Source organism: Achromobacter xylosoxidans, assembly GCF_001457475.1.
Classification (GTDB): Bacteria; Pseudomonadota; Gammaproteobacteria; order Burkholderiales; family Burkholderiaceae_B; genus Achromobacter; species Achromobacter xylosoxidans.
Genome location: NZ_LN831029.1, coordinates 4,809,174 through 4,828,896, shown reverse-complemented (window position 1 = coordinate 4,828,896; position 19,723 = coordinate 4,809,174). Strand labels below are relative to the sequence as shown.

Annotated in this window: 15 protein-coding genes; 3 read left to right on the top strand and 12 right to left on the bottom strand. The window is 68.2% G+C overall.

The features are described from left to right. Positions 1-53: 53 nt before the first annotated feature. From AT699_RS21605 to AT699_RS21585, 5 genes are all read right to left on the bottom strand, one after another. A complete protein-coding gene (locus AT699_RS21605; protein ID WP_024069825.1) occupies positions 54-1,364 on the bottom strand; it encodes an OmpP1/FadL family transporter in 1,311 nt (436 codons plus the stop codon). Positions 1,365-1,462: 98 nt separating this feature from the next. Beyond that, positions 1,463-3,397 carry a 3-hydroxyacyl-CoA dehydrogenase NAD-binding domain-containing protein gene (locus AT699_RS21600; RefSeq protein ID WP_024069824.1) on the bottom strand — a complete coding sequence of 645 codons (1,935 nt, stop codon included), beginning with the start codon at positions 3,395-3,397 and terminating at the stop codon, positions 1,463-1,465. Beyond that, a complete protein-coding gene (locus AT699_RS21595) occupies positions 3,397-4,686 on the bottom strand; it encodes an acetyl-CoA C-acetyltransferase (RefSeq protein ID WP_024069823.1) in 1,290 nt (429 codons plus the stop codon). Before AT699_RS21595 ends, AT699_RS21600 begins: the two co-directional genes overlap by 1 nt. Before the next feature lie 27 nt (positions 4,687-4,713). Beyond that, positions 4,714-7,062, bottom strand: coding sequence for an acyl-CoA dehydrogenase (locus tag AT699_RS21590; protein WP_006387728.1), 2,349 nt, complete (start codon positions 7,060-7,062; stop codon positions 4,714-4,716). Positions 7,063-7,121: 59 nt separating this feature from the next. Beyond that, complete coding sequence (locus AT699_RS21585; RefSeq protein ID WP_006387729.1) at positions 7,122-7,793, bottom strand: TetR/AcrR family transcriptional regulator; 672 nt, start codon at positions 7,791-7,793, stop codon at positions 7,122-7,124. Between the two features lie 357 nt (positions 7,794-8,150). On the opposite strand from AT699_RS21585, the gene AT699_RS21580 reads away from it, so the two are divergent. The 3 genes from AT699_RS21580 to AT699_RS21570 all read left to right on the top strand — a co-directional run bounded on the left by AT699_RS21580 (position 8,151) and on the right by AT699_RS21570 (position 12,035). Further along, positions 8,151-9,752 (top strand): glucosamine inositolphosphorylceramide transferase family protein, encoded by a 1,602-nt coding sequence (locus AT699_RS21580; RefSeq protein ID WP_006387730.1) that lies wholly within the window; start codon positions 8,151-8,153, stop codon positions 9,750-9,752. A gap of 565 nt (positions 9,753-10,317) precedes the next feature. Further along, positions 10,318-11,064 carry a response regulator transcription factor gene (locus AT699_RS21575; RefSeq protein WP_024069822.1) on the top strand — a complete coding sequence of 249 codons (747 nt, stop codon included), beginning with the start codon at positions 10,318-10,320 and terminating at the stop codon, positions 11,062-11,064. 308 nt (positions 11,065-11,372) lie between these two features. Beyond that, positions 11,373-12,035 carry a response regulator transcription factor gene (locus tag AT699_RS21570; protein ID WP_020928834.1) on the top strand — a complete coding sequence of 221 codons (663 nt, stop codon included), beginning with the start codon at positions 11,373-11,375 and terminating at the stop codon, positions 12,033-12,035. A 12-nt stretch (positions 12,036-12,047) separates the two neighbouring features. Here the strand turns inward: AT699_RS21570 and AT699_RS21565 are convergent, their stop codons facing one another. From AT699_RS21565 to AT699_RS21535, 7 genes are all read right to left on the bottom strand, one after another. Beyond that, on the bottom strand, positions 12,048-13,322 hold the full coding sequence (locus AT699_RS21565) for a glycosyltransferase WbuB (RefSeq protein WP_024069821.1): 1,275 nt from the start codon (positions 13,320-13,322) through the stop codon (positions 12,048-12,050). Continuing rightward, the gene (locus tag AT699_RS21560) at positions 13,319-13,879 is read right to left on the bottom strand and encodes a putative colanic acid biosynthesis acetyltransferase (protein WP_006387734.1); all 561 of its coding nucleotides are present in this window, start codon (positions 13,877-13,879) and stop codon (positions 13,319-13,321) included. Before AT699_RS21560 ends, AT699_RS21565 begins: the two co-directional genes overlap by 4 nt. After that, positions 13,876-14,763: a glycosyltransferase family 2 protein gene (locus AT699_RS21555; RefSeq protein ID WP_006387735.1), complete on the bottom strand. Its 888-nt coding sequence runs from the start codon at positions 14,761-14,763 to the stop codon at positions 13,876-13,878. Before AT699_RS21555 ends, AT699_RS21560 begins: the two co-directional genes overlap by 4 nt. Positions 14,764-14,776: 13 nt before the next feature. Then, positions 14,777-15,907, bottom strand: coding sequence for a glycosyltransferase (locus tag AT699_RS21550; protein ID WP_006387736.1), 1,131 nt, complete (start codon positions 15,905-15,907; stop codon positions 14,777-14,779). Further along, positions 15,900-17,192: an O-antigen ligase family protein gene (locus AT699_RS21545; protein WP_020928831.1), complete on the bottom strand. Its 1,293-nt coding sequence runs from the start codon at positions 17,190-17,192 to the stop codon at positions 15,900-15,902. The genes AT699_RS21550 and AT699_RS21545 overlap by 8 nt, the downstream gene beginning before the upstream one ends. Before the next feature lie 78 nt (positions 17,193-17,270). Next, positions 17,271-18,173: a glycosyltransferase family 2 protein gene (locus AT699_RS21540; RefSeq protein WP_006387738.1), complete on the bottom strand. Its 903-nt coding sequence runs from the start codon at positions 18,171-18,173 to the stop codon at positions 17,271-17,273. 20 nt (positions 18,174-18,193) lie between these two features. After that, entirely contained in the window at positions 18,194-19,510 is a 1,317-nt protein-coding gene (locus AT699_RS21535) for a lipopolysaccharide biosynthesis protein (RefSeq protein WP_006387739.1), read from the bottom strand. Positions 19,511-19,723 lie beyond the last annotated feature (213 nt).

Sequence of the window (19,723 nt, the reverse complement as noted above, 5' to 3'; positions counted from 1 at the left end):
TCCTGAAAATGCGGGCGGAAGACGGGACCGGCCCGTCATCCGCCCCGGCAAGGCTAGAAGCGGGACGACAGCTGCAGGCCGAAGATGTGGCCGCTGCTGTCATAGGTGCCCGCGACGCGGCCCTTCGTCAGCGCGTTGCCGGACGTGGTGTCGATATCCGTCTTGCGCAGGTACAGATAGGTATAGCCCAGGTCCAGCGTGGTGCTCTTGGTGGCCTGCCACTGCACGCCCGTCGAGAACCAGTAGCGGTCGTTGTCGGGCAGCGAGGTGGGCCGGTCCTCGGCCTTGTGGACCGGCGATTGATCGTAGGCCAGGCCGAACTTCCACTTCCAGTCCGGCGCGAACTTGTAGGTCGTGCCCACGGCGATGCGCCAGGTGTCGCGGAAGTTCAGCGGCAGGTCGTCATCGCGCGCGCCGGTGCCGGAGTTGCGGATCTTCAGGTCGGGGATGCTGCTCCAGCCGGTCCACGAGATGTCGCCCAGCAGTTCCCACTTCTCGTTGAGCTGATGGGTGGCGCTCAGGATCAGCGTATCGGGCAGGTCGACCGAGGCCTTGGCGTCGAACGAGACCGACTGGCCGGTGGGGCCGATGTGGTCGATATCGGTGTCGCCCTTGGCGGTGTGCTTGATCTTGGAACGGTACGACAGGCCGATGCGGGTGTCTTCGGTGGGTTGCAGCATGAAGCCCACGTTCCAGCCCCAGGCATCGCCCTTCAGGTTGAGGTCGGCGTCGCCGTTGGTGAAGACCGTGCGGCCGCCGGGCAGGGCCACGGGCACCACGGTCTTCTTCTTGTAGTTGGCGTCGATGTGCTGCCAGTTCACGCCGAAGCCCATCGAGAATTTCTCGTTGACCTTGTAGGCGATCGAGGGATTGATGTTGATCGTCTTGATCTCGAACTTGTTCGAGTGGTATTGGCCGGCCCAGCCGTCGTCGTACTCGGTCATGAGGCCGAACGGCGCGCCGATGCCCAGGCCGATGAACCACTTTTCGCTCAGCTGCCACGAGCCGTAGAGGTTGGGCACGACCCCCAGGTTGCCGGCGTCGCCGCCGTCGCCGCCGGTGGGGCGGGTGCCGCCCAGCGCGGTGGGATTGCGGCTGTCACCGTTGTCCGAGAACTTGAACGACGGCTTGATCAGGTTGACGCCGCCCGAGACATTGATGCCGGGCAGGTAGGTCATGCCTGCGGGGTTGTAGTAGATGATGCTGGCGTTTTCCGGATTTGCCGCCGAGCCCGCATAAGCGTTGCCCAGGCCGCTGGCATTCTGCTCCAGGAGCTGAAAGCCGGCGCCGTGGGCGGCGCTGGTGGCGCCCAGGCCGACCACAATGGCGGACAGGGTGCTCAGGGACAATGAACGTCTGCTCATGGTACTGCCTCCTCGATGTTGGATATGTGTGTCTCTATGGCACTGCCGGTCTCGTCGGCCCGGTCTAATCTCTCGGCATACGCCGGTTCTCTACTGCGCTACGCACTGCGACTGCTCTGGTAATGCAGGGGTCCGCCCGTGAACGGCGCGAACCCGGTCCCGAAAATCACGCCGGCGTCGGCCAGGTCGGCATCGGCCACCACGCCGGCCTCGACCCGCTCGCGGGTGGCGTCCACCAAGGGCTGGATCAGGCGTTCGGCCAGGCCGGCCGGCGCGCGGGCGGCGCCCTGGCCGTCCTTTACCGGTTTGCCGTCGCGCCAGGTGTAGAAGCCGCGGCCGCTCTTCTTGCCCAGGTCGCCGCGCGCCAGCTTCTCGGCCAGGCAGCGCGGCGGCTCGGCGCCGCCGGCCAGTTCCTGGCCCGCCGCGCGGGCGATGTCCAGGCCGACGGTGTCGGCCAGTTCCAGCGGCCCCATGGGCATGCCGAACGCCACCATGGCCGCGTCCACGGCGGCGGGCGACACGCCTTCGTCGACGCTGCGCATGGCCTGCAGCATGTAGGGCGCCAGCACGGCGTTGACCAGGAAGCCGGGCGCGCTGCGCACCGGCAGGGCCAGCTTGCCGATCTGGCCGACGAAGGCGCTGGCGCGCGCCAGCGTGTCGGCGGCGGTGCCGTCCGCATGCACCACTTCCACCAGCGGCATCTTGGCCACGGGGTTGAAGAAGTGGATGCCGACCAGCCGCTCGGGCCGCGCCAGGCCGGCGCCCAGCGTTTCCAGCGACAGGCTGGAGGTGTTGGTGGCCAGCAGCGCGTCGGCCTTCATGCGCGGCTCCAGCGACTGGTACAAGCCGCGCTTGGCCTCGGGGTTCTCGCTGATGGCCTCGATCACCACGTCGGCCAGCGGCACGCCGCCGCCGGCGGGATCGGGCACCAGCCGGTCGAAGGCGGCGCGGGCCGCGCGGCGGTCCTTCAGGCGGCGCGAGAACAGGGCCGCGGCGCGTTTGATGGCGGGCGCGATGCGGGTCATGTCCTGGTCCTGCAGTGTCACGGTCAGGCCCTTGAGCGCGCACCAGGCGGCGATGTCGCCGCCCATCACGCCGGCGCCGACCACGTGCACGTGGCGCACCGGGGCGATGCCGGCCTGGCGGCCGTTGGCCTTCAGGCGTTCCTGCAGCCGGAACACGCGCAGCAGGTTGCGGGCGGTGTCCGAAGCGATGATGGTGTCGATCAGCGCGGGCGCCTGCAAGGCGTTGCCGCCGTGCTTTTCCCAGAGTTCGATGATGGCCGGCGCGGCCGGGTAGTGGCCCAGCGGGTCCTTGGCGGCGACCTGCTTGCGGGCGCGGTTGGCGGCCACCGCCTTGAGCGGCCAGCGGTTCAGCCAGGCGCCCAGGCCGCGCGCGCGCCGCGGCGGCTTGCCCGACAGCACCATGCCGCGCGCCGCCGCCTGCAGCAGGCGGGTCGGCACGCGCGCATCCACCAGGCCCAGCGCCGCCGCGCGGCGCGCATCGGCGCCGCGGCCGGTCAGCATCATGTCGAGCGCGGCCGGCGCGCCGATCACGGCGGGCAGGCGCAGCATGCCGCCCCAGCCGGGGAAGATGCCCAGCATGACTTCCGGCAGCGCCAGCGAGGCGCCGGGCGCGTCTTCCACCAGGCGGTAGCGGCAGGCCAGCGCCAGCTCCAGGCCGCCGCCCAGGCAGTGGCCCTGGATCAGCGCCAGCGTCGGGTAGCGCACCGCCGCCAGGCGGTTGAACAGGTTCCAGCCACGCGCCACCAGGGCGCGGCCCTGCTCCGGCGTGTTCAGTTCGGCGAATTCATTGACGTCGGCGCCGACGATGAAGCCGGTGGCCTTGCCGGAACGGATCACCAGGCCCTTGGGCGGCTGGGCGTCGAGCGCGTCCAGCACCGTCGCCAGTTCCGCCATGGTGTCGGCCGACAGGGCGTTGACGGCGCTGCCGGCGCGGTCGAACGTCAGCCACGCCAGGCCGTCGGGGTCGCGCTCCAGGCGCCAGTGCGAGAGCGTCTCCAGCGCGTTCATTAGCGGTTCTCCAAGGTTTCGACCAGCATCGCGCCACCCAGGCCGCCGCCGATGCAGATGGCGGCCATGCCGCGCCGCGCGCCGCGGCGCTTGAGCGCCTCCAGCAGGTGCAGCACGATGCGGGCGCCCGAGGCGCCGACTGGATGGCCGATGGCGATGGCGCCGCCGTCCACGTTCAGGCGGGCCGGGTCGAGCGCGCCCCACGCCGGCGTGCCGAAGTGTTCCTGGCAATAGGCCTCGTCCTGCCAGGCGGCCAGGCAGCCTAGCACCTGCGCGGCGAAGGCTTCGTTGATCTCCCACAAGTCCAGGTCATTCAGGCCCAGGCCGTGGCGTTGCAGGATCGGCGTGGCGGCATGCACCGGCCCCAGGCCCATCATGGCCGGATCCAGGCCGGCCCACTGGCTGTCGACGATGCGGCCCAGCGGTCGCAGGTTCCAGCGCCGCACCGCTTCCTCGGAGGCCAGCACCAGCATCGCGGCGCCGTCGGTGACCTGCGAGCTGTTGCCGGCGGTGATGTTGCCCCAGGGCTTGTCGAACACCGGCTTGAGCCTGGCCAGCTTTTCGGGCGTGGAGTCCTCGCGCACGCCGTCGTCGTCCGGGTACAGCTTGCCCTGGGTGTCGATCAGCGGCGTGATCTCGGCGAAGGCGCCGTTGGCGCGCCCGGCCAGCGCGCGCGCGTGGCTCTGCGCCGAATAGGCGTCCATGGCCTGGCGGCTGATGCCGAAGCGGGTGGCGACGTTCTCGGCGGTCTGGCCCATGGACAGGCCCACCACGGGGTCGGTCAGGCCCTTGAGCAGGCCGATCACCGGCGCCAGGTGGCGCAGGCGCAACCGGCCGAGCGTGGCGAGCCTGGCGCCGATGCCGCGGGCCGCGTACCAGCTGGCCAGCCAGCGCACCATGTCGTCCGAGAACAGCACCGGCGCGTGCGACAGGGCGTCGGTGCCGCCGGCCAGCACCAGCTGCGAGCGGCCGGTCTGGATGTTGGCGATGGCGGAATCCAGGGCCTGCATGCCGGACGCGCAGTTGCGCATCACCGTCCAGCCCGGCACCTTGTTGCCGCAACCCAGGCGCAGGGCGATCACGCGGCCGATGTTGACTTCGTCGGCCGAGGGCGCGGCGCAGCCCACGATGACCTCGTCCAGGTCCGTGGGCGCATAGGGCTGGCGCAACAACAGGCCGCGTCCGGCCTGCACCGCCAGGTCGCCGGCCGCGAATGGGCCGGGGCCCGAGCGCGCTTTCAGGAAAGGGGTGCGGGCGCCGTCGACCACGTATACCGGTTTGAATGCCATCCGATCTCCTTGGTGTGAGGACGGGCCTCAGGCCGCCTTGCGTTCGGCCACGGGCTTGACCGCGCCGGTGATGCCGAGATCAAAAGGGAAATCATCCACTTTCACCACGGTGTCGCGCAAGGTATTCCGGCGCTTGACCACCGCATATTCTTCGGCGGTGATGCCGCCGGCGGCAAAGACGGCGTCGGCCAGGTCGCGCACGTTGGCCTGCGGGTTGCCTTCGAGCGCGCCGCTTTTCTCGAATTCGCGGATCTTCGATTCGATCGGTTCGGCTTCGAGCGTGGCGGCCAGCGCCTGTTCGATCGCGCCGACCGGTTCGTCGGCGGTCGCGGGCAGGTGGCAGCCGGCGGTCAGGCGGTCGCGGGTCGCGCCGGGGTTGATGAGCAATCGCGCCACGTCCTGGCCCAGCTGATCGGACGGCAGCGACTGCGGCCGGCCCCAGGGGAAGACGATGCGGCGCAGGCTCCACGCCACCAGGCGGTTGGGATAGTTTTCCAGCACGCCGTCGATGGCGTCCTGCAGGCGGAACAGCGCATCCTGCACCGACCAGTGCACCAGCGGCGCGTCGGCGCTCTGGCGGCCTTCGTCCTCGAAGCGCTTGAGCGCGGCGCTGGCCAGGTACATCTGCGACAGGATGTCGCCCAGGCGCGCCGACAGGCGCTCGCGGCGCTTGAGGCTGCCGCCCAGCACCAGCATCGAAGTGTCGGCCAGCAGCGCGAAGGCGGCCGAATAGCGGCTCAGCAACTGGTAGTAGCGCTTCATTTCGGGCGCGACGTCGGCGTCGATGCCGACGAAGCGGCCGCCGGTCAGGGCGGTGCCCAGCGCGCGCAGCTTGTTGCGCGCGACAAAGCCGACGTGGCCCCAGAAGGCGCGGTCGAAATCATCCAGCCCCTGCCTGCGGTCGGGCGACTGCGCCGCGCGCATCTCGGCCAGCACGTAGGGATGGCAGCGGATCGCGCCCTGGCCGAAGATGATCAGGCTGCGGGTCAGGATGTTGGCGCCTTCCACGGTGATGCCGATGGGGATCTGCTGGTAGGCGCGGCCCAGGAAGTTGGACGGCCCCAGGCAGATGCCCTTGCCGCCGATCACGTCCATGCCGTCGTTGACGACCTGGCGCGCGCGTTCGGTGACGTGGTACTTGACGATGGCCGACACCACCGAGGGCTTCTCGCCCAGGTCGACGGCGCCGGCGGTCATGCTGCGCGCGGCGTCCATCATGTAGGTGTGGCCGCCGATGCGGGCCAGCGCTTCCTCGACCCCCTCGAACTTGCCGACCGGGGTGCGGAACTGGCTGCGCACGCGGGCGTAGCCGCCGACCGCGCGGGCCGTCAGCTTGGACATGCCGGTGTTGGACGACGGCAGCGAGATCGAGCGGCCGGCCGCCAGGCATTCCATCAGCATGCGCCAGCCCTGGCCGGCCATGGCCGGGCCGCCGATGATGAAGTCCAGCGGCATGAACACGTCCTGGCCGCGGGTCGGGCCGTTCATGAACATGGCGTTCAGCGGGAAGTGGCGGCGGCCGGTGTCCACGCCCGGATGGTCGTGCGGCACCAGCGCGCAGGTGATGCCGATGTCCTTCCTGCCGCCCAGCAGGCCGTCCGGGTCGTACAGGCGGAAGGCCAGGCCCAGCAGCGTGCAGACCGGCGCCAGCGTGATGTAGCGCTTGTCCCAGCTGACGCGCATGCCGATCACTTCGCGGCCCTGCCATTCGCCCTTGCAGACGATGCCGCTGTCGGGGATGGCGGCGGCATCGGAACCGGCCCAGGGGCTGGTCAGCGCGAAGGCCGGCACTTCCTCGCCGCGCGCCAGGCGCGGCAGGTAGTGGTTCTTCTGTTCCTCGGTGCCGTAGTGCAGCAGCAGCTCGGCGGGGCCGAGCGAGTTGGGCACCATCACCGACACCGCCAGCGCCGACGAGCGCGTCGACAGCTTGGTCACGATCTCGGAGTGGGCATAGGCCGAGAAGGCCAGGCCGCCGTATTCCTTGGGGATGATCATGCCCAGGAAGCCGCTGCGCTTGAGATAGTCCCAGACTTCGGCGGGCAGGTCGAAGCGTTCCTGCGTGATGTTCCAGTCGTTGACCATGCGGCAGGCCTCTTCGGCCTGGTGGTCGAGGAAATGCTGTTCCTCGTCGGTCAGGCGCGGGCGCGGATAGGCCAGCATGCGCTTCCAGTCGGGGCGGCCGCGGAACAGCTCGCCCTCCCACCACACCGTGCCGGCCTCGAGCGCGTCGCGCTCGGTGTCCGACATCTGCGGCAGCACCTTGCGGTAGAGATTGAAGATCGGCGCCGACAGCAAGGCCCGCCTGACCGGGCGCACGCCCAGCAGGACGACGGCCAGCAGCGCGATGACGACCAGCGCGACGATGACTGCGTTCATTTCCTTGTCTCCTTTCTCGATATCTTCTGGAACCGCCGCACCGCGCTGACCCCTGGGGCCTAAGTGGCGGGATGCTGCGGCAGGGGAGCGCGCAGGCCGCCGAGCAGGAAGCTCATCAGGCGGGGCAGCAGCAGCTCGGGGTTGTCGGGTTGCTCGGCTTCGTCCAGCGTCCAGCCGGTCACCGAGCGCAGCAGGTCGGTGCCGATGATGGCGTAGGAGGTGGCGCCCAGCATGAACTGGAAACGCCACACGATCTCGGCGCGCGGCACGTCGGGCAGGGCGGCGAAGAAGGCATTGCGGTAGCGCTCGAGCACGTCGGCGTATTCCTCGGCGAACAGCGCGCGGATGAAGCCGGCCGGGTCGGTCATGGTGCGCTCGAGCAGTGGCAGGAAAGTGCTGCCGGCCTGCTCCGGATCGGCCGCCAGGCGCAGCAGCGTGCCGAAGAAGGCGTCGACGATCTGCGACGGCTTGAGCGGTTTGCCCTGGGCCTGGGCTTCAAGTTCGTCGAGCAGGCGCAGCCGTTCGCGGTTCAGGACTTCCAGGCGGCGCTTGAGCACGGCCTGCACCAGCGACTCCTTGGAGCCGAAGTGATAGTTGACCGATGCCAGGTTGACGCCGGCCGCGCCGGTGATCTGTCGCATGGACGTGCCGTCGTGGCCCTGCTGCGCGAACAGCGCTTCGGCGGTGTCGAGGATCGATTCGCGGGTGCTGGAGGATCTGAGTTCTTGCATTAGGTTGAATTCAAACGTTCGTTTGAAAGGAGTATGCGCGCCCCGGTGCCGGCAGGCGATAGTGGTTATCCCTAGCTGGTGCGCCTGAATCCCGAGGCGGCCCGGACGACCCGCCTCGTTCCTTTGCACGAGAGGCCGTTCCGTTGGCCGAGGACGGGCGCCGGGCCTCGCCCAAACGGCACTGCGCCGTTTGTCCTCGGACGAGCGCCCTAGGTTGAAAGCCGTCTGGAAGACCTCGCCGAAACGCCGCAGTATCAGCGCGAGGACTTGAGAGCGTTGCACCGTGGATGCGGCTGGCGAGCCCGATCGCCGTTCCGGTGGCGCAGGCCAGATCGCCCTGACACAGGAGCAGGAGAAATGACGACCTACAGAGTGGGGCTGTTGGTGGACGGGACCGACCAGCCCGGCTGGATCCACGACATGGCTGAGTGGCTCGCGCGCAGCCAGGATTTCGATTTCTCGGCCTTGCTGGTGTTGGAAAAGGCGACCACCGGTCCCGCGCCGCGCCTGAGCGCCAAGGCGCTGTTCGGCACCTTGTCGCGGCTCGAGTCGCGGCTGCTGCCCGTCCGGCAACGGCAGATGCTGGCCTGCCACGACATGCGCGACGGCTTGCCGCCGTCAACGGCGTTGCTGACACTGCCGGCCGATCCCGACGACGGCGGACGCGATGACGGCGTGGCCGCGCTCGGCCTGGACCTGGTGATCATGCTGGGCGGCCTGCCATCGCTGCGCGCCCGCATGGCCGACTGGGCGCGGCTGGGGGTATGGCAGCTGAGCTATTCCGATATCGCCGTGTCCACCAGCCGCTATGCGGGATTCTGGGAGGTCTACCAGCGCGCGGACCACACCACGGTGAAACTGTGGCGCATGGGGGCCAGCGCCGAGGAGGACGCGTTGCTGGACCAGCGCAGCTTCAATACCGAAGTGTTCTGGCTCAAGAACCAGACCCGCGCCTTCAGCCTGGGCAACTTCATGATCTACGACGCCTTGCAGGCGTTGGCGCGGGCGCGGCCGGGCGCCGCGCCGCCGGGCATGCAGATCATGAGCGGCGAACGCCGCGACGATCCGGCCGAATGGGACAGCGCCGCCTACATCGCGCGCCAGGCCTGGTTAATGGGCGATTTGATTGTGCGGCGCGTCATGAAACGCAATGTGCGCTGGCGCATTGGTATGTTTCCCTCGACCCGGCAGCAGGCGGTGATTTCCGAAGCGATGGTATTGCAGCCACCGAAGGGCCGATTTTTCGCGGATCCCTTCGTATATACCAAGGACAAGAATCCATATATATTTTTCGAGGATTACGATTTCAATTCCCGCAAGGGCACGATTTCGGTCGCGACCTACTCGGACGGGGCTTTCCGGCTTTTGGGGACGGCTTTGAATCTGCCCTACCATTTATCGTTTCCGTATATTTTTGAATACGATGGCGTGACCTACATGGTTCCGGAAACCTGCGGAAATCGCAGCATAGAATTATGGAAATGCACCGATTTTCCGTTGAAATGGGAGTTGGACTTAACCTTGATGACGAATATTTCCGCCGTCGATACCATTATTTTCAAGCGCGGAGAATACTGGTGGCTGTTAACCAATATCGATCGCACGGACGGCCAGAGCCATTGCGACGAATTGTTCGCCTTTTTCGCCGACTCGCCGCGGTCCAGCCATTGGACGCCGCACGCCTGCAACCCCATCGTGCGCAACCCCATGCGGGCCCGCAACGCGGGAATCGTTGTCTCGCCTGGCGGAGAGGTGATCCGCTGCGCCCAGTACCAAGGCTTCTGCCACTACGGCAAGGGCGTCTCGCTGAACCGGATCGAAGAGCTGTCGCCGTCCACCTACGTCGAGACGGATGGCGAAATCCATTACGCCAGCTTTTTGAGAAAACGCCATGCTTCAATGCACCATTGGCACCACCAGGGCGGTCATACGGTATTCGACTTCGCCTATATGGAGTAAATGACGTCGTGATGGGCGAAAATAAAAGTGTTACCTATATTTCGATTGCGATGGCGATGTCCGGGCTTAATGTGTCAGCGGAAACATATCGACAAGCCTGCCGGCGAATTCCACCTCTTCCCGCCGTTCCCGTGGTCCGCGGCGATGGCGCCTGCCGGCGCCGCGCGCCGGCCTGAGCGCGGCGTCCCGGCGGGGCCTTTGCCCACGCGGCACAGAGGGCGGGGCGCCGTGGCCTGCCCGGGAATCTCGGTAAAAACCCTAGCGGATGAAAGGATGATGGCGGTTCCTCATCCTGATTTACGAGGGTGATTAAGGCTAACGAATGATTTCTGTTTTTGTCGGATTATATCGCCTGCAAGCGTCTTGATTTTGCCAATTTCGAACCATAAGATGGGTTCATGCCATCCGTTATGTTGGCTACGAAAGTCTCCCAGCCCAAATGGCCCGGTGCAGCGTCATTAGATATTCCGGGATATTGCGGACCACCCCCGCGAGGGCTGGAAAAAAATAGTCTTCAGCACAGCGAAGATCCCTTCTAGGCCTGTTGAACAACCGGGAGGACACCATGGCCAAGATGGTCCTGATTGAAGCCCATCCGCTCTTGCGGCTGGGGTTATGGCAGATTCTGAGCAAGTTGGACGATGTGTGGGAAATCGAGGGGATGGGGTTGGCCGATGTTTCCAAGGCCAACGGCGCGCATGCGGGCGCCGATCTGTTGATCTACGGCCTGCCCGTGGACAGCGAGGAAGCCTGGAGCACCTTGCATGAAATCCAGCGCGAACTCAGCCCGAAGCGCATTCTGCTGTTGACCGATGTCATGCCGTTGCCGATGCCGGTGCAGGGCTTGCCCGGCGCCAGCGTCTACGGCTGCCTGATGAAAACGGCATCGGTGGAAATCCTGGAAGCGGCGATCCGCCTGGTCATGGCGGGCGGCCAGTGCTTTCCAAGCGAACAGGCCTTGCAGTCGCCTTCGCAGGCGGCGTGCGCCTTGCCGGCGCGCGATGTCGACGAGGGCGCCAGGGGCACCATGCCGGTCAGCGCCGGCGCTCAGCTGCTGCAGATCACGCCGCGCCAGTACGAAGTGCTGGTGCTGCTGGCACGGGGCTATCCGATCAAGACGGTCAGCCGCATGCTCAATATCTCGGTCGCAACGGCCAAGACGCATGCCTGCACGCTGTACCAGCGCCTGCACGTCAAGAACAAGGGCGAAGCCGTGTACGCGGCCCTGCAACGCGGCGCCACGCTGGAATGGCACGAGCCCAACGGCCGCGAAGTCGACGCGGGCCAGCTTTACGGGCGCAAGCTGGGATAGGGGCCTGGCGGGCCGGCCCCGCCATCCCGCCTAGGGCGTAGATCCTGCAGCATCGGCGGTCGCCGTGCCGCAGCATTCCTCCTCCAATCATCCTCCTGAACGAGATTCAGCGAACGTAGCCGCTGATAGCATGGGTCGTGTCCGCAAGCATGGATCGAAATGGCGAATCACAATGCCCGCCCTGACGATGCCGCGCGGCGGACGAGATTCCCGTGAGCCTGGCGACGCGCTGGAACCAGCGTCGCAGCCGTGCGCAGCCCGGCCATGGGAACCGTGTCTGGGCCCTGCGTCACAAGGTTCCCCCCGGGATGACAACCGTTCTAATCGAAGACTACGCTCTGCTTCGTGTCGCCATCCAGCATGTGCTGGAGCGGGTACGGAACGCCGAGGACATTCTGGCGATCTCGCCAGCCCATCTTGTGAACATGCCCGGTTCGATCAACCGGCCGGTGGAATTGCTGGTAATCGGCTGCAGCGGCGTGGCCGAACCCGACATCGGCCTGCTGTCGCAGGCCATGGCGCTATTCATGCCGCGCCTGGTGCTGGCCCTGTACTCGGTGCTGGACCAGAGCGTGATGGCGGCCTGCGCCCGCGCGGGAGTGGCCGGCTATCTGCCCAAGGCTTCCAGCCCCGACGCGCTGGCCGCCGCGGTCAGCCTGGTGCTGGCGGGAGGCGAGTGCTATCCGCAACCCACCGCGCGCCCGCTGGCGACCGCGCATGCGCCGCTGCAGGAACTGCGCGAGCTGACCCAGCGGCAGGAAGAGATCCTGCAATTGCTGGTGCAGGGCAAGACCATGCGCGAAATTGGCCAGCAGGTGGGGATTTCCGTGGCCACCGTGAAGAGCCACGCGCGCACGCTGTACTGGAAACTGAATGCGCGCAACCAGGCCGAGGCGGCCTACATCGCGGTACAGATGGGCCTGGTGCGCGGCAACGACGCGGCGGCGGGCAAGCGCGACGACACGCCGTAGCGGGCCGCGGCTTCAGCGGCCGGCGTCGCGGCGCGCGCCATCGGCCGCTTGCGGCGCGGGCGCCGCGCGGGGGCCGATGACCGCGGCGAATTCGCGTTCGGCGGCCACCAGCACCGCGTCCACGTGCAGGTGATCGAGCGCATGGCGGCGGGCCGCGGCGCCCAGCGTTTCGCGGACCTGGGCATTGCCGGCCAGCTTGCGCACCGCCTCGGCCATGGCCACGGCGTCCTCCGGCGGCGTCACCAGGCCGCAGTGCGCCACCACCCCCGCCAGCTCGGTGCCGCGCGCCGCGCCGCATACCACCGGACGGCCGCTGGCCAGCATGCCGGTGAGCTTGGACGGCATCACCAGGTCCGCCGCGCCGGCGCGTTGCGGCAGCAGATGGATGTCGGCGGTGTTCAGCAGCGCCGCCAGGCGCTCGGCGGGTTGCAGGTCCAGGAAGCGCACCCGCGCCAGTCCCTGGCACTGCGCCTGCAGCGGCGCCCGCGCCGGGCCCTGGCCGCAGAAGACGAACCAGAGGCGTTCGTCGCCTTCCAGCAGGCGGGCCACCTGCGCCAAGGTCTCCAGGCCCTGCTTGCCACCCATGTTGCCGGAATACAGCGCCACCACCGCATCGGCCGGGATGCCGAGTTCGGCGCGCAGGTCGCCGGCGCGGTCCGGCGCGATGGCGTGGACATCGATCCAGTTGGGCAGCAGCACCGCCTTGTCCGGTTCGACGCCCTTGTACAAGGCAAGGTCGAGCATGCGCCCCGAAATGGTCGACACGCGATCGAAGCGCCGCATCAGCCAACGTTCCGCGCGCCGCACGGCGGCGCGCAGCCAGGCGCCCTTGAGCAGCCCCAGGTCGAAGGCGGCGTCGACCTCGTAGTCCTGGATGTGCAGCCAGGCGCGCGCCCCGCACAGGCGCGCGGCGAGCCAGGCGGCCGGCGCGCAGAACAGGGCCGGCTCGACCACCAGGATCAGGTCGGGCCGGCCGGCGGCCGCGCGCAACAGCGACGGCAGGCTGGAAAGGGCGAAGCTGGCCAGGTGCAGCAGGCGTTTGGCGCCGCCGGGCCGGGCCGGCACCCACAGGGGCGCGCGCCTGACCGTGACGCCGGCGCGGGTTTCCTTGCGGTAGCGGCCCGCGCGGTAGCCGTCATGCACGCGCCATTGCGGATAGTAGGGTGGCGCCGTGACCACGCTGACGTCATGGCCGCGGGCCGCCAGCCACTCGGCCAGTTCGGCGCTGTATTTGCCGATGCCGGTCAGCTCCGGCGCGTAGTTGATGCCGTACAGGAGGATCTTCATGCCGGCGGCGCCACGCGCGGTTTGACGGGGCGGCAGGGGTTGCCCAGGCACACCATGGCGGGCGGCAGGCTGCGGAATACCGAGCTGCGCGCGCCCACCACCGCCTCGCGGCCCACCGTGACGCCCGGGCCGACGAACACGTCGGTCGCGACCCAGGCGCCGTCCTCGATGCGCACGGCGCGCTCGCGCAGCGGAAAATCCGGTTGCGCCGCGTCGTGGTCGGCCGCGCACAGGTAGCTGCGTTGCGAGACCACCGCGTGCGCGCCGACGTGGATGGGGCCCAGGCTGTAGAGCACCGCGTCGTCGCCGATCCAGGCGTAGTCGCCGATGTCCACTTTCCAGGGATAGGTCACGGTGGCGCTGGGCCGTATCAGCACCTTGCGGCCGATCTGCGCGCCGAAGCAGCGCAGCAGCCAGCGCCGGAAGCCATAGGCGACCTGCGGCGACCAGCGGAACAGCGTGCCCTGCACCAGCCACCACAGTTGCACCGTGAGCGCGGACCGGCCGCGCTGGCCGGGCGCCAGGGAAAAACGGTCGAGCCGCTGCAGCGCGCTCATTTGGCGGCTCCGGGCAGGGCATCGCCTTGCGAGTCTGCGGCGGCGGCGCGCCGCGCCTGCTGGATTTCCTCGGTCTTGATGCGGATCTGCCAGTAGTACATGGCGCGCGCCACGGCGTAGTCGAAACCGGCGCGGCCATCGAGAAAGCCCAGGCGCAGCAGGTAGGAATGCAGGAACGACACCGGCGCCTTGAACGGCATGGCCTGGAACAGGCGCTTGAGCAGCGCCCGCGCGCCCACGTTGGCCTCGCGCGGATCGTTCATCAGGCCCTTTGTCCGCAGATTGGCTTCCCAGTCAGAGTAGCGGTTGTGCTTGTCGAAGTAGTGGTAGAGCGAATCATGGTCGTTGTGCACCATGCGCGCCCGCAGCGCGAAGGTCTCGCCCTGCACCTGGGGCTGGTAGTGGCCCTCGACCTCCCACATGTGGGCCACGTCCAGGTCGTCGTAGTCCAGGAAGCGCGAGCGCTCGCGCGCCAGCAGCGCCAGCTTGTAGACGCGATGGCCGTGGCGCAGCTTGCGGCCGCAGAAGACGTAGTCGAACGGCACGAAGGCGCCGCCGGCGCCGGCCGCAAAGCGCGGCAGTGTGGCGCGGATCTCCGCGGCCAGTTCGGGCGTCATCTCTTCGTCGGCGTCCACGTACAGCACCACCGGATGCGTGAACGGCAGCTGTTCCAGGCACCATTGCTTTTTCTTGGGGTATTTGCCGTTCCACTGGAAATGGCTGATCCTGGCGCCCAGCGCGGTGGCCAGGGCGCAGGTGGCGTCGGTGCTGTCGGAGTCGACCACGAAGACTTCGTCGAAGTCGGCCAGCGCTTTCAGGCACTTGACGATGTTGCGTTCTTCGTTCTTGGTCATGACGACCACGGATACCGGTATCTTGGACATGATGCTTTCCTGTTCAGGACGCGCCGCGCTGCATCAACGGCTGGAATAGCTCGATGACGTCGCGGCAATGCCGTTCTAGTGAAAAGGCGTCGGCGCGGCCGGGGCCGTCGGCCGCCAGCCTGGCGCGCATGTCGCCGTCGTAAGCCAGGCGGCGCACCGCCGCGGCCAGGGCCGCCGCGTCGCCCACCGGCACCAGCAGCCCGTAGCGGCCGGCATCGAGGATCTCGGCCGGCCCGTGCGGACAATCTGTGGAAATGACCGGAATGCCCAGGCACAGGGCCTCCACCAGCACATTGCCGAAACTTTCGCGCACCGAGGTCAGGGCGAAGGCGCCGGCGCCGGCGATCACCGGAAACGGATTGTCGATGTGGCCGGCCAGGGTCACCGGGCTGCGCGAGGGGCGCGCGTCGATACGCCGTTGCAGGGCGGCATGTTCCGAGCCTTCGCCCAGGATGGTGAAGCGGATGCCGGGATCGTCCAGCAACGCGGCCGCGTCGATCAGGGTGGCGTAGTCCTTGACCGCCTCCAGCCGACCGACCGCGACGACGTGATACGGCGCCGCGTCGGATGCCGGAGCCGGCCGCGCCGCGCCCTGCTCGCGCACGTCGTCCAGCGGCACGCCGTTGTAGATGGTGCGCACCTTGCCGCGCAGCGGCGGGAACATGCTGACCAGGTCTTCCTTGACCCCGCGCGAAACGCCGACGACGGCGTCATGGCGGCGATAGGTCTGGCTCACCAGAAAGCACTTCAGGCGCCGCATGCGCGAGGCGCCATAGTGGATCGCCGGGCTGCTGTGCTCGAAGGCGACGGTGGCGAAGTTGCCGCGCAGGATCTTCCTGGCCAGCACCACCAGCATGTTGCACAGCAGGCCGTGCGAGCAGACGATGGCCGGCCGCTCGCGGCGGATCTGCGCCAGCAGCCGCGCAAACGCCAGCGGCAGCATCAGCCGCAGCGAGGCGGGCGACTCCACCACGGGCAGCGCCCGCGTCACGCGCGGGTTGGCGACCGGATATTCGCGGTTGCGCGAGCGCAGCAGGAACAGCGAGGCGTCGACGCCGCGTTCGGGCAAGGCGTCGGCGATGAAGGCGACGCATCTTCCGACGCCGCCGTGCAGGTCGGGCGCGACAAACAGGACATCAGGCATGGGGCATTACTCGCGGTGGAGCCCGGCGCGCGGCGACCGGGCGTTGGCTGGAGGCCGCGGCCGCGGGCCGGGGCACGGGCAGCGCCCGGGCATTGCGTATCAGCGACAGGCAGTAGCACAGCAGAAAGCCGGTAAAGGCGGTCTTGGGCGCGTAGGCCAGGCCGCCGGAGAGCGAGTCGACGAAGATATAGATCGGCGCGGTGGCCAGCAGGTAGCGGCGATGCAGCTCCAGCCCCGGGTGCGCGTAGCGCCGGAACAGCGAAAGCAGCAGGATCAGCAGCGGCGGCAGCATGATCATCACGGTGCCGACGATGCCGAACTTCATCAGGTAGAAGGCCCAGGAGTTGTGCGCGAACGTGCTGAGTTCGAAGCCGTTCTCGCCCATCACCCAGCTGCGAAAGCCGGCGCCCTTGCCGAACACCGGGCTCTCGGCGAAGGAATCCATCTGGCCCTGCATTTCCTGGATGCGGGCGCCGTAGCTGGAGTCCTCGTCCAGGCGCTCGACGCTGAAGACGCGGTTGGTCAGTACGTCCAGGTAGCCGATGCTGGCGAACACCAGGATGCCGGCGACCGCCGCCGGGGCGAAGATCAGCACCACCCGGCGGCGCACCTCGGAACCCGAGGCCAGCATCACCGCCATCAGCACCGCCACCATCAGCTGCAGGTATTGGCTGCGGTTCAGCGAGAACACCAGCGCCAGCAGCATGTAGACGGTGAGCGCATAGGCCTTGGGCCCGGACACGTTGAGGGTCTTGCGGAAGTACAGCAGCGAAACCACGCCGAACGGAATCGCCCATACCCCCAGCCGGACGTTGCGCAACGGGTTGGCGACGCTGAAGCCCTGCAACTGTTCCAGCAGCATCAGGGTGGCGACCGCCAGGCAGGCCGCCACGATGTACTTCTGCAACACGGCGTAGGCGGCGGGCCCGTCGATGTCCTTGTAGCAAAGGAACGGCGTGCACAGGAAATAGAACACGATGCGCAGGTCGCGCGCGACGTCGCCGGTCTCGATGCCCGGATGGTGCAGCGACACCAGCACCAGGTAGATCACCGACAGCACCTGCAGGCCCAGCAGCATGCCGAGCGCGCCGCGCGGCAGGGCATAGGCGGCGGGGTCCGCCAGCCGCAGCGCCTTGACCACCAGGATGGCCACGAACAGCAGGTCGAAGGGCGACAGCTTGAAACTGCCCACGCCCAGGATGAAATGGTCGTCGTTCAGCGCCAGCGCGGTGAACGCGAACAGGCCCAGCAGGTGCAGCGTGGAAAGGCGGCGGTGCGGATGCATGACGGCTCCATGGCGGGGAAGGGGCTGGGTCGGGGATGTCGCGGGCTTGGGCGAGGCTCCTTTCAGTGCCAACGGGCCCTAGTGCGCGGCCCAGTCGTCGCGCCCGAACAGCTTGATCGCCAGTTTCTCCACCAGGTAGGACAGGTCGCCCTGGCGCGCATGCGCCGCCACCTGCGAGGCGCGGCACGACAGGCCGTACAGCTTGCCCATGCCCGGCTCGGTGCGGCGGATGCGGTCGACGATCTGTTCGCGTTCCTCCAGCAGCACGTCCTGCATCAGCGCGGTCTTGGTCTCGTCGTGGGCGGTGTAGACGCCCATGGCGTCGGGCACGATCAGGTTCCTGCCTTCGCGCAGCAGCCGGCTCCACAATTCCAGGTCCATGCAGTAGCGCATGCTCTCCTGCAGCAGGCCGTGCTTGCGCAGCAGGTCGCGGCGGAAGATGGCCGACTGGTTCGGGATCGAGGCCTTGACCACGGTCAGCGTGCCGCGGTTGACCGGGGTGTAGTGGATCTTGCGGAAAATGCGGTTGTCGGCATCGGCCACGAACAGGTTGCCGCTGACGATCGGCGCCCGGCCGCGGGCCGCCGCCGCGCCCAGCTTGCGCAGCGCGCCGGGATAGTACAGGTCGTCGGAGTTCTGCCAGCCGACGTAGTCGCCGGTGGCGCGCTCGAAGCCCTTGTTGATGGCATGCGATTGGCCGCGGTCCGGCATGCTTTCCCAATAGGTCAGGTGGCGTTCGTACTTGCGGATGATGTCGACGCTGCCATCGGTCGAGCCGCCGTCGATGATGATGTACTCCAGCCGCGGATAGCCCTGGTTCAGCACCGAGATGATGGTCCGCTCCAGGAAGCGGGCCTGGTTGTACGAGGGGGTCACGATGGTCAGCTTGGGCAGCAGGCCAGCGGCAATGGGGGCGGGCGGGCGCAACTCGCGCACGAAATCGATGAGCTGGCGCGAGTATTCGGTGTGACGCTTGCGCATATAAGACCTCAACATGGTGGCTACCGGGTGGCCGCAGGCAGGGCGCCGGGGTAGTCTGGCCGGGATTGACGGATGGCGAGCGCCACGCCGGCCAGCGTGATCGCCGCGTAGGCCATGCGGCCCCAGGCCGCGGCATGCTCGCCCGCCGCCTGCACCAGGGCGGCCATGATGCACAGCATGGCCAGGCCGCCCAGGCCATTGAGAATCGCCACGGCGCGGGAGTTCCCCAGCCCGAGCAGCGAAAAATGGGCCGCGGCGTTCAGTGACAGCAGCCCCGAGGCCGCGATCAGCAACCGGAAGGTGCCCAGGTGTCCGTCGGCCAGGGCGTGGCCCAGCAGCAGGTCCAGCAGGGGCCGGCTGACCGCCAGCACCGCGACCGTGGCGCCAGCCGACAGCGCCAGGTTCCACAGCATCAGGCGGCGGATTTCCTCTTCGGCCGCGCCCGGATGCGGCGGCGCGGCGGACAGGCGGCTGACGCGCGGCATGGCTTTCTGGAAAATCGCCACGGACGCCGTGTGGATCATCTGGCCGACCTGCACGCCGACGGTGTAGATGGCCAGCGCGGCGGGTCCCATCAGGCTGCCCACCAGCACCCGGTCGACCGAGCCGAAGGCCAGCGCGCTCAGGCTGTTGAGCCAGGACCAGCGCGAGAAGCGGAAGGCGTCCAGCATCGCGCCGCGGTCGCGCACCGGCCGCACCAGCACGTGGCCATAGCGGCGCGCGAACACCCGCATCTTGACCGACCCGGCCAGCAGCAGGCCGGCGGCCTGGGCCAGGCCGGTCCAGGTGGGCGAGGCGGTGAGCCAGGCGGCGACGCAGGCCAGTCCCATGGTGCCGCTGCGGCTGAAGACTTCGCACAGCGCGGTGGCGCGGAAATCCTCGCGGCCCTTCAGGCAGCCGGACATCAACTGGTCGTACTGCTGGGTCAGGTAGACCGCCAGCGCCGGCATCGCCAGCAGCGTCACCGCCACGCCGCCGAAGGTGGCGGCGGGCCAGCCCCAGCGCACCGCCAGCCACAGCAATGCCGCCGCCAGCGTTACCACGCCGAGCGCGCAGCCGATCAGCGACATGGCCACGCCGGCCGCGCGGTAGGCGCCGCCCGGCTCGTGCATGCGTTCGGACACCAGCTTGGTGGCGGTGACGGCGGCGCCCAGGTTGGCGGCATTGCCGAAGCCGGCCAGCGCGATGATCATCGAGTACTGGCCGAAACCCACCGTGCCCAGCTGGCGGAACAGGATGGGCAGCGCCACCAGCGCCGCGACCGGGCCGATGCCGTATTCCACCAGCCCCCAGAACGAGGCATTGCCGGCGACGTGCTTTCTGATGAGTCGGTACATCGGAATGCCTGTTCTCGATAGGCGTGGTTAGGGCCTGTTCACACTGAAAGGAGCCTCGCACAGGCCGGTAATCGGCCGCCAGGCTAGGCGTGGTCGCCGCCGCGTGGCTGTGCCACGCAAGGTGAGCGCAACGACGCCTGGCGGCCGATTACCGTCCTGCCCGAAGGGTGAGTACCCAAATGAGCGCCTCTCGGCGTTGCGAATGCTCGCCGG

Excerpts from the sequence above, each read along its gene's own strand:
- AT699_RS21535 (WP_006387739.1), bottom strand. The coding sequence starts at position 19,510 with ATGTACCGACTCATCAGAAAGCACGTCGCCGGCAATGCCTCGTTCTGG.
- AT699_RS21575 (WP_024069822.1), top strand. The coding sequence starts at position 10,318 with ATGGCCAAGATGGTCCTGATTGAAGCCCATCCGCTCTTGCGGCTGGGG.
- AT699_RS21590 (WP_006387728.1), bottom strand. The coding sequence starts at position 7,062 with ATGAACGCAGTCATCGTCGCGCTGGTCGTCATCGCGCTGCTGGCCGTC.
- AT699_RS21600 (WP_024069824.1), bottom strand. The coding sequence starts at position 3,397 with ATGAACGCGCTGGAGACGCTCTCGCACTGGCGCCTGGAGCGCGACCCC.
- AT699_RS21565 (WP_024069821.1), bottom strand. The coding sequence starts at position 13,322 with ATGAAGATCCTCCTGTACGGCATCAACTACGCGCCGGAGCTGACCGGC.
- AT699_RS21555 (WP_006387735.1), bottom strand. The coding sequence starts at position 14,763 with ATGTCCAAGATACCGGTATCCGTGGTCGTCATGACCAAGAACGAAGAA.
- AT699_RS21605 (WP_024069825.1), bottom strand. The coding sequence starts at position 1,364 with ATGAGCAGACGTTCATTGTCCCTGAGCACCCTGTCCGCCATTGTGGTC.
- AT699_RS21545 (WP_020928831.1), bottom strand. The coding sequence starts at position 17,192 with ATGCATCCGCACCGCCGCCTTTCCACGCTGCACCTGCTGGGCCTGTTC.
- AT699_RS21540 (WP_006387738.1), bottom strand. The coding sequence starts at position 18,173 with ATGCGCAAGCGTCACACCGAATACTCGCGCCAGCTCATCGATTTCGTG.
- AT699_RS21570 (WP_020928834.1), top strand. The coding sequence starts at position 11,373 with ATGACAACCGTTCTAATCGAAGACTACGCTCTGCTTCGTGTCGCCATC.
- AT699_RS21580 (WP_006387730.1), top strand. The coding sequence starts at position 8,151 with ATGACGACCTACAGAGTGGGGCTGTTGGTGGACGGGACCGACCAGCCC.
- AT699_RS21550 (WP_006387736.1), bottom strand. The coding sequence starts at position 15,907 with ATGCCTGATGTCCTGTTTGTCGCGCCCGACCTGCACGGCGGCGTCGGA.
- AT699_RS21560 (WP_006387734.1), bottom strand. The coding sequence starts at position 13,879 with ATGAGCGCGCTGCAGCGGCTCGACCGTTTTTCCCTGGCGCCCGGCCAG.
- AT699_RS21585 (WP_006387729.1), bottom strand. The coding sequence starts at position 7,793 with ATGCAAGAACTCAGATCCTCCAGCACCCGCGAATCGATCCTCGACACC.
- AT699_RS21595 (WP_024069823.1), bottom strand. The coding sequence starts at position 4,686 with ATGGCATTCAAACCGGTATACGTGGTCGACGGCGCCCGCACCCCTTTC.